The sequence below is a fragment of the Actinoplanes sp. NPDC048967 genome (assembly GCF_040649415.1).
GTDB lineage: Bacteria > Actinomycetota > Actinomycetes > Mycobacteriales > Micromonosporaceae > Actinoplanes.
Genome location: NZ_JBEZFL010000005.1, coordinates 760,639 through 769,396, shown reverse-complemented (window position 1 = coordinate 769,396; position 8,758 = coordinate 760,639). Strand labels below are relative to the sequence as shown.

Sequence of the window (8,758 nt, the reverse complement as noted above, 5' to 3'; positions counted from 1 at the left end):
CTCTACCTCGGCCGCACCGCCGCCCAGGTCAAAACCACCGACGTCACCCACTCCCAGATCGTCGAACTCATCACCTCCGGACGCAGCGGCAACCTGGGGCTGCCGCCCGAGAAGCCGGCCGCCTCCGGCTTCGCCGACATCACGCCTGCGGGAGAAGCGGACCGATGACAACAACCACCACCACGAGTGCCGGCGTCCAGGTGGTCAAGCCCACGGTCGCCAGCCACCTCCACGACTACTGGGGTCGCGTACGCGGCGGCGACATCGGCAGCCTGCCGGCCATCCTCGGCCTGATCGTGCTCTGCCTGATCTTCGGGATCGCCCGGCCCACGTTCTTCAGCGCGGTCAACTTCGCCAACCTGTTCTCGCAGGGCGCGGCGGTCATCTTCATCGCCATGGGCCTGGTCTTCGTGCTGCTGCTGGGCGAGATCGACCTGTCCGCGGGCTTCGCCAGCGGCGTCTGCGGCGCGGTCATGGCCATCCTGCTGACCAATCACGGCTGGCACTGGGCCTCCGCGATCCTCGTCGCCCTGGTGACCGGGCTGGCCATCGGCTTCGTGCTGGGCTTCCTGGTGTCGAAGGTCGGCATCCCGTCCTTCGTCGTCACGCTGGCCGCGTTCCTGGCCTTCCAGGGCATCCTGCTGGTGCTGCTCAGCGGCGGCAAGAACATCTCCATCCGGGAGACGTTCGTGCTCTCGCTGGCCAACAAGAACATGTCGGTCGTGGTGAGCTGGGCGCTCGCCGTCCTGGCCGTGGCCGGGTACGCCGCCCTGCAGTTCACCCGGCTCCGCGGCCGCGCCGTCCGGGGCCTGGTCACCGACCCGGTGGGCATCGTGCTCGGCCGGATCGTCGCGCTGGCGGTCATCCTGTTCGCCGCCGTCGCGGTGCTCACCGCCGAGCGCAGCATCAACCCGCTGATCAGCGGGTCGGTCAAGGGCGTACCGATCGTGGCCCCGATCATCGCGGTATTCCTGATCCTCTGGACCTTCGTGCTGGGCCGGACCGCCTACGGCCGGCACGTGTACGCCGTGGGCGGCAACACCGAGGCGGCCCGGCGCGCCGGCATCCCGGTCGACCGGATCCGCATCTCGGTCTTCGTGATCGGCTCGTTCATGGCCGCGATCGGCGGCATCATCGCGGCCAGCCGGGCCAACTCGGTCGACCCGAACTCCGGTGGCAGCAACGTGCTGCTGTACGCGGTCGGCGCGGCCGTCATCGGCGGCACCAGCCTCTTCGGCGGCAAGGGCCGGGTGCTGGACGCGGTCATCGGCGGGGCCGTCATCGCGGTGATCGACAACGGCATGGGCCTGATGGGATACAGCGCCGGTACCAAGTTCGTCGTCACAGGTCTTATCCTGCTTCTGGCCGCCAGCGTGGACGCGTTGTCGCGGCGGAGAGCGGCAGCCACCGGAAACCGATGAGCGAGCCTCACGGTCACGGGTAAGGGGGCAGCCACCTGATGCGAGCGGGCCCCAGCCAGGAAGAGGTACGCCGGCACAACCTCGGGACGTTGCTGCGGTACGTCCACATTCACGGGGCGACGTCCCGGGCGGAGCTGACCACCAAGCTCGGCCTGAACCGCAGCACCATCGGCGCGCTGACCACCGAGCTGGCCGCCGCCGGGCTGGTCACCGAGCGGCCGCCGCAGCAGACCCGCCGGGCCGGACGACCTTCGCTGGTCGTCCGGCCCGAGTCGTCCCAGGTGTACGCGTACGCGCTGGCCATCGAGGTGGACCGGCTGCGCGCGGCCCGGGTCGGGCTGGGCGGCCGGATCCTGGACCGGCGCGAGACCGACCGCCCGCGCGGCATGCAGGTCATCGACGCGATCCAGCCGCTGGCCGGCTTCATCCACGAGATGCGGATGGACGTCCCCGAGGGCGCCCGCTACGTGGGCGGCGGCCTGGCCGTGGCCGGCATGGTCCGCCGCGACGACGGCATGGTCCGGCTGGCCCCGACCATCGGCTGGGTCGAGGAACCGGTCGGTGAGGCCCTCAGCGAGGAGATCGGGGACGTCGGCCCCCTGATCGTCGGCAACATCGCCGACGTCTCGGCGCTGGTCGAGCACAGCCGGGGCGCGGCGGCCGGCCGCGACAACGTCATCTACCTGTACGGCGACGTGGGCGTCGGCGGCGGCATCATCGCGGGCGGCCGGCGCGTCACCGGCCACGGCGGCTACGGCGGCGAGGTCGGCCACATGGTCGTCAACCCGAAGGGCCGGCCGTGCAGTTGCGGGTCGCGGGGCTGCTGGGAGACCGAGATCGGCGAGTTCGCGCTGCTGGAGCTGGCCGGCCGGGGTCACCTGAGCGGCCGCGAGGCGGTGCTGGACGTGGTTGACGCGGCCATGCGCGGTGACTGGGAGGCCCAGCAGGCGGTCCGGCACGTCGGCGACTGGATCGGACTCGGCGTGGGCAACCTGATCAACATCTTCAACCCGGAGGCGGTGATCTTCGGCGGCACCCTGCGCGACGTCTACCTGGTCGCGGCGGCCCAGATCCGCAGCCGCCTCAACGAGGTCGCGCTGCCCGCCTGCCGCGAACACGTCCGGCTGCGCACCCCTGAGCTGGGCACGGACGCGGCCCTGATCGGCGCGGCCGAGCTCGCCTTCGAGCGTCTGCTGGCCGATCCTCTGTTGTGAGCCAGGCGCCCGATCATCCTGGTGCTGCTCGGGGTGGCGCCGGCGCCGCGGTGACCGGCGGCGCGCCGTGCCACGAGGCCCACAGCGCCGCGTAGGAACCACCCGCCGCCACCAGGTCGTCGTGCGAGCCCAGCTCGGTGATCCGGCCGTCCTCCACCACGGCCACCCGGTCCGCGTCGTGGGCCGAGAAGAGCCGGTGGGCGATCGCCACCACCGTACGGCCGCGCAGCACCGCGGCCAGTGACCGCTCCAGGTCGCGGGCGGCCCGCGGGTCCAGCAGCGACGTCGCCTCGTCCAGTACCAGCGTGTGCGGATCGGCCAGGACCAGGCGGGCCAGCGCCACCTGCTGCTCCTGCGCCGCCGACAGGGTCACCCCGCCGGTGCCGACCTCCGTGTCCAGCCCCGCCGGCAAGGCGTCGGCCCAGCTCAGCGCGTGCACGGCGGCGAGCGCGTCGCGAACCTCGGGCGGCCGGCAACCGGGCCGGACCATGGCGACGTTGTCGCGCAGCGTACCCATGAAGACGTGGTGCTCCTGGCTGACCAGCGCGACCTCGGTGCGCAGCCGGTGCAGCGGCAGGCCGGCGAGCGGCACGTCGCCGACCGTGATCGAGCCGGTGCCGGGCGCGTAGACACCGGCCAGCAGCCGGCCCAGGGTCGACTTGCCGGCACCGGACGGCCCGACGATCGCCAGCCGCTCCCCCGGCTCGATGGTCAGCGAGATGCCGTGCAGCACCTCCCGCCCGGCGACGTAGGAGAACCGCACGTCGTCGGCGACGATCCGGGCGCCCCGCGGCACCGCGTCCTCCTGCGGTGCCGCGTCGGGAGTCTCGGACACCCCGAGCAGCCGGGCCAGCGAGGCGGCGCCGACCTGCAGCTCGTCCAGCCAGCCGAGGAACCGGTCGAGCGGGTCGATCAGCAGCTGGGCGTAGAGCACGGACGCGGTGACCTGGCCCAGGCTGACCCAGCCCCGCAGGTAGAACCAGCCGCCGATGAGCAGCGTGCCGACCACCGGCAGCACGTAGCCGATCTCCACGATGGGCGACCAGACAGTGCGCAGGAACAGCGTGTACCTCTCAGTGCGGAAGGAACGGCTCAGGTCGGCATCCGTACGCCGGGTCCGGTCGGTCTGCCGGCGCAGTGCGTCCACCGTCCGGGCCCCCTCGACGGTCTCCGCAAGGCCGTCGGTGACCTGCGAATACGCGGCGTTCTGGCGCAGATAGCCGGGACCGGCCCGGCGCAGGTACCACCGGGCGGACAACCCGATCACCGGTACGGCGATGAGCAGCGGCAACGCCAGTAACGGGCTCACCAGGATCAGCGCGCCCACGGCCAGCACCGCGGTGAGCGACGCGATCATCGTCTCCGGCACCGCCAGCCGTACACACCGCGACAACGCGTCGACGTCCCGAGACGTACGGGTGAGCAGGTCACCGGTCCCCGCCCGCTCCACCGTGGACAGCGGCACGGCCAGCACCCGGTCCACGAACTCCTCCCGCAGCTCGGCCAGCACCCGCTCGCCGAGCCGGGCCGAAGCCAGGTACGCGAACCGGACCAGCACCGCCTGCACCACGATGAACCCGGCGATGGTCAGCGCGATCCGGTCGACGGTGCCGACCCCGGCACCGTGCTGCAGCGATTCGACCAGCTCACCGAGCAGCCGCGGTCCGGCCAGCCCGGCGATCGCGGCGACGGCGTGCAGTGTCACGGCGAGCAGCAGGGGACGTGGGTGCCGGCGGAACAGGGTGCGGGCGTACCGGCGGACCTGGCGGGTGTCCGCCACGGGCAGCGCGTTGCTCACTCCCGCAACACCGTCCTCGCGTAGCCGGGGTGGCCGGCCAGCAACTCCCGGTGGGTGCCCTCGGCGACCACCACCCCGTCCTCGACGTGCAGGACGACATCGGCGCGGTCCAGCACCAGCGGGCTGGTGGAGCAGACGACCGTGGTGCGCCCGCGCCGGGCGGGTCCGAGCCGGTCGGCGATCCGGGCCTCGGTGTGCGCGTCGACCGCGCTGGTCGGCTCGACCAGCACGAGCACCTCGGGGTCGGCGATCAGCGCGCGGGCCAGCCGCAGCCGCTGCTGCTGGCCTCCGGAGAAGGTGCGGCCCCGCTCGGCGACCTCGGTGCGCAGCCCGGCGGGCAGCGCGGCGACGATCTCGTCCGCGCCGGCCGCGGCCAGCGCGTCGGCCAGCGGCGCGGTGCCGCTCGGATCCAGATCCTCGCGGAGCGGACCGGAGAACAGCCGGGCTTCGTTGTCGGCGACCAGGATCCGTTCGCGCACGGTCGCCAGATCAAGATCATTCAGCGGTACGCCGGCCAGCGTCGCCGCCGTACCCGGTGCACTGTCGACGTAGCGGCCGAGCCGATCGGTGATGGCCACGGCGTCGGCGGGGACGGCCGCGGCGATCGCGGTGACCAGTCCCGGCCGCACGACCACCCCGGACACGCTGTCGACCAGCTCGCCGGGGCCCGGCGCGGGTGCCGGGCGTACGGGGTCGGGCAGGTCCGTGCGGGCCCGCAACATCCGCACGACCCGGCGGCTGGAGACGTGTCCGCGGGTGAGCTTGTCCAGCGTCTCGGTGAGCTGCCGCAGCGGCGCGACGAGGAAGGCCGCGTACCCGTAGAAGGAGACCAGCTGCCCGATGGTGATCCGCCCGGAGAGGGCGAAGCGGGCTCCCAGCCAGGTCACCAGCACCAGGAAGATGCCGGGCAGCAGCACCTGGGCCGCCTCCAGCAACGCCTCCACGGTCGCCACCCGCAGGCCCGCCGCCCGCAGCCGCTGCGACTCGGCGCGGTAGCGGCCGGACATGACCGGCTCGCCGCCCACCCCGCGCAGCACCCGCAGCCCGCCGACCAGGTCACTGGCCCGGCCGGTCAGCCGGCCCTGCTGCTCCCGGTACGCCTGCTGGCGGTGGTGCAGCGGCCGGATGAGCAGGCCGACGACCGCCATCAGCAGTGGCACGCCGAGCACCACGACCAGCCCCAGCGGCAACGAGGTGGACAGCAGGATCACCGTCACCATGACGACCGCGGCCAGTGAGCCGGCCCCGCGGGCGGTGATGTCCAGGGCCCCGCCGATGTGGCTGATGTCGGCCGTGCCGATGGCGACGACCTCGCCCGCCTCCAGCCGGCGCGGCAGGGCCGAGCCGAGCCGGTTCGACTGCCGGACGGCCACCTGGACGGTGCGGTACGCGCCGGACAGCCAGCTGAAGACGGCCAGCCGGTGCCGGGTCACCCCGGTGGCGGCCTGCACCACACCGATGCCGAGCAGCACCAGGCTCCAGGTGAGCAGGGCGCCGCCGTCCCGGTGGGTCAGCCCGGCGTCGATGGCCCGGCCGATGACCGCCGGGACCAGGGCCTGGCAGGTCATCCAGATGATGCCGAAGACCGCGCCACCGGTGGTGGATGGCCAGGTGCGCCGGGCGAGCCAGCCCAGGTAGCGGGTGGCGGACCGGTCGTCGGGAATGCCGGGGTCGGCAGGCGGCAGCTCGCGCATTCTCCCCTGACGGTACGAAACTGCGCCGTCACGGGGAAGCACGTTATCTATCGACGGGCGTGAAATCCCAGACGTGCGGTGCGCGGGCGGTCAGGTGCGCCGGCGGCGCGGGCAGGTCGGCCGGGGTGTGCCGCCAGCGGGAGATGACCACGATGCGGTGGTCGGTCGACGAGTAGACCTCGCTCGACACGTGCGACGGCAGGACCTCGACCTGCGGCAGGGCCACGTCGCAGACCCAGCTGAGCAGCTCGTCGAAGCCGCTGCCCAGGGCCCGTACCTCCCACATGCGAGCAATCATGCTGATTCCTACCCCGCCACAGTGACCGAGGTCAATGACATGGCCGAATCGGCCGGCAGGTCGAGCCGGCTGGGCGCGACGCCGGCCGCCACGAGATGCGAACCGAGGGCGGCGACCATGGCGCCGTTGTCGGTGCACAGGCCGGGCCGCGGCACCCGCACCCGGATGCCGAGCTTCGCGGCGCGTTCCTCGGCGAGCACCCGCAGCCGCGAATTGGCGGCCACGCCGCCGCCGATGATCAGCGTCTCGACGCCGTGCTCCCGGCACGCGTCCAGGGCCTTGCTGGTCAGCACGTCACAGACGGCGTCCTGGAAGCTGGCCGCGACGTCGGCGACCGGCACCGGCTCGCCGCTGCGCTCGCGGGCCTCGACCCAGCGCGCCACGGCGGTCTTCAGCCCGGAGAAGGAGAAGTCGAACCGGTGCTTGAGCTGGTCCTTCGGCGAGGTGAGGCCGCGCGGGAAGGCGATCGCCGCGGGGTCGCCGTCGCGGGCCGTCCGGTCGATCACCGGGCCACCGGGGAAGCCCATCCCGAGCAGCCGGGCAACCTTGTCGAAGGCCTCCCCCGCGGCGTCGTCGATGGTCGCACCGAGCGGCGTGACCCCGGCGGTGAGATCGTCGACCAGCAGCAGCGACGAGTGGCCGCCGGAGACGAGCATGGCGATGGCCGGCTCGGGCAGCGGTCCGTGCTCGAGGGTGTCGACGGCGACGTGGGCCGCGAGGTGGTTGACGCCGTAGATGGGCTTGTCGGCGGCCAGCGCGTACCCCTTGGCCGCGGCGACCCCGACGAGCAGGGCGCCCGCGAGACCGGGCCCGGCGGTCACGGCGATCGCGTCGATGTCGGCCAGGGTGACCCCGGCGTCGTCGAGCGCCCGCTGCATGGTCGGCACCATCGCCTCGAGATGGGCCCGGCTGGCGACCTCGGGCACCACCCCGCCGAAGCGGGCATGCTGGTCGACGCTGGACGCGAGCGCGTCGGCGAGCAGGGTGTGCCCGCGGACGATGCCGACCCCGGTCTCGTCGCAGGAGGTCTCGATCCCGAGAACAAGGGGCTCGTCAGGCATTACGCATCATCACCAGGGCGTCCGTGTTGCTGGGCTGGTAGTAGCCGCGCCGCAGGCCGACGGGCTCGAAGTCATAGCCGGCATAAAGCCGCTGAGCCGGAGCATTGTCGACGGCGACCTCCAGCAGCACCTTGCGCCGGCCGGCCTCGGCGAGCAGCGCCTCCAGCAACTGCCGCCCGATACCGCCGCGCTGGGCCCGCCGGTCGACGGCGATGTTCTGCACCCAGGACTCCTGCTGATCGACGATGGCGAGGCCGGCATAACCGGCCACCTTCTCGTCCTCCTCGGCGACCAGGTAGAAATGCCGCTGCGCGAGCTCGTTCCAGAACATGGCAGCCGACCACTTCTCGGCGCCGAACAGGTCCTCCTCGATGGGCAGCACCTCGGCGATGTGCCACCACCGGAACCGGGTGAGACGCATCAGGGCAGCACAGCCTTGCGCGCGGTCGGCTCGACGGCATCCGGCCGGCGAAGGTAGAGAGGGGTGAGCGGATCCCCCGGCGCCCGCTGCCGGACCTGCTCCGCGGCCAGCGCGACAAGCGCCTCCCCGGAGGGGAAAAGAAGCCGGTCGTCGATCGGGATGCCGAAAATCTCGCTGTACTTGAGAGCACCCTCACCGACGGCCCGGTCGGCCGAGACCAGGACATCGGCGGGCTTGGCAACATCAGGGTCGGTGACCCGGAGGCCGTCGGCATAGGTGGCGAAATACACCTCGCGGCGGCGGGCATCGGTGGCGACCAGGACCCGGCCCGGACCGGCGGCCCGGCCGAGAGCATCAAGCGAGCAGATCCCGTACGTGGGGACGCCCAGCGCCTGCCCCATGGCGGCGGCGGTCGCCAGCCCCACCCGCAGGCCGGTGAACGGGCCGGGGCCGACCCCGGCGACGATGGCGACGAGGTCGCGGGGCCGCACGCCGGCGTCGTCGAGGACCAGCTGGATCTGGGGGGCGAGGCGCTCACCGTGGGCCCGGGGATCGACTGTGCGGCGCTCGGCGATCCCCTTCATGCCGCTGTCGGAGACCTCCCCGAGAGCGGCGGTGACCGCGGGAGTGGAGGTGTCCAGAGCGAGAACGAGCACCTGAGAACCCTAACCGGCTCGGGCGGCCTCGGCGGAGCCGGGCGCGGGGCGCACGCCCGGCTCGCGGGCCGGCTGCCACCCAGCCCACACGACGGCGGCCTCGGCGGAGCCGGGCGCCGGGCTCACGCCCGGCTCGCGGGCCGGCTGCCACCCGGCCCACACGACGGCTGCCGCCCGGCGGGCGCGTCGGCTGCT

The 8,758-nt window shown here is 73.0% G+C and carries 8 protein-coding genes and 1 pseudogene; 3 read left to right on the top strand and 6 right to left on the bottom strand.

Going from position 1 to position 8,758, the window contains the following annotated elements:
* The 3 genes and pseudogenes from AB0C12_RS25480 to AB0C12_RS25470 form a co-directional block, all read left to right on the top strand.
* Positions 1 to 168 (top strand): annotated as a pseudogene (locus AB0C12_RS25480) (sugar ABC transporter ATP-binding protein); the annotation flags it as partial.
* Positions 165 to 1,421, top strand: coding sequence for an ABC transporter permease (locus tag AB0C12_RS25475; RefSeq protein WP_360551913.1), 1,257 nt, complete (start codon positions 165 to 167; stop codon positions 1,419 to 1,421). The pseudogene AB0C12_RS25480 and the gene AB0C12_RS25475, both read left to right, overlap by 4 nt.
* A gap of 38 nt (positions 1,422 to 1,459) precedes the next feature.
* A complete protein-coding gene (locus AB0C12_RS25470) occupies positions 1,460 to 2,635 on the top strand; it encodes an ROK family transcriptional regulator (RefSeq protein ID WP_212987274.1) in 1,176 nt (391 codons plus the stop codon).
* Positions 2,636 to 2,648: 13 nt separating this feature from the next.
* Here AB0C12_RS25470 and AB0C12_RS25465 read toward each other — a convergent pair whose 3' ends face one another.
* The 6 genes from AB0C12_RS25465 to tsaB are packed head-to-tail and all read right to left on the bottom strand — an operon-like array spanning position 2,649 to position 8,563.
* Positions 2,649 to 4,433, bottom strand: coding sequence for an ABC transporter ATP-binding protein (locus tag AB0C12_RS25465; RefSeq protein ID WP_360551911.1), 1,785 nt, complete (start codon positions 4,431 to 4,433; stop codon positions 2,649 to 2,651).
* The gene (locus AB0C12_RS25460) at positions 4,430 to 6,127 is read right to left on the bottom strand and encodes an ABC transporter ATP-binding protein (protein ID WP_360551909.1); all 1,698 of its coding nucleotides are present in this window, start codon (positions 6,125 to 6,127) and stop codon (positions 4,430 to 4,432) included. Before AB0C12_RS25460 ends, AB0C12_RS25465 begins: the two co-directional genes overlap by 4 nt.
* Positions 6,128 to 6,170: 43 nt before the next feature.
* On the bottom strand, positions 6,171 to 6,425 hold the full coding sequence (locus tag AB0C12_RS25455) for a hypothetical protein (RefSeq protein ID WP_360551907.1): 255 nt from the start codon (positions 6,423 to 6,425) through the stop codon (positions 6,171 to 6,173).
* A gap of 8 nt (positions 6,426 to 6,433) precedes the next feature.
* A complete protein-coding gene (gene tsaD / locus AB0C12_RS25450; protein WP_360551905.1) occupies positions 6,434 to 7,486 on the bottom strand; it encodes a tRNA (adenosine(37)-N6)-threonylcarbamoyltransferase complex transferase subunit TsaD in 1,053 nt (350 codons plus the stop codon).
* Complete coding sequence (rimI, locus tag AB0C12_RS25445) at positions 7,479 to 7,907, bottom strand: ribosomal protein S18-alanine N-acetyltransferase (RefSeq protein ID WP_360551903.1); 429 nt, start codon at positions 7,905 to 7,907, stop codon at positions 7,479 to 7,481. Before rimI ends, tsaD begins: the two co-directional genes overlap by 8 nt.
* A complete protein-coding gene (gene tsaB / locus AB0C12_RS25440) occupies positions 7,907 to 8,563 on the bottom strand; it encodes a tRNA (adenosine(37)-N6)-threonylcarbamoyltransferase complex dimerization subunit type 1 TsaB (RefSeq protein WP_360551901.1) in 657 nt (218 codons plus the stop codon). Before tsaB ends, rimI begins: the two co-directional genes overlap by 1 nt.
* Positions 8,564 to 8,758 lie beyond the last annotated feature (195 nt).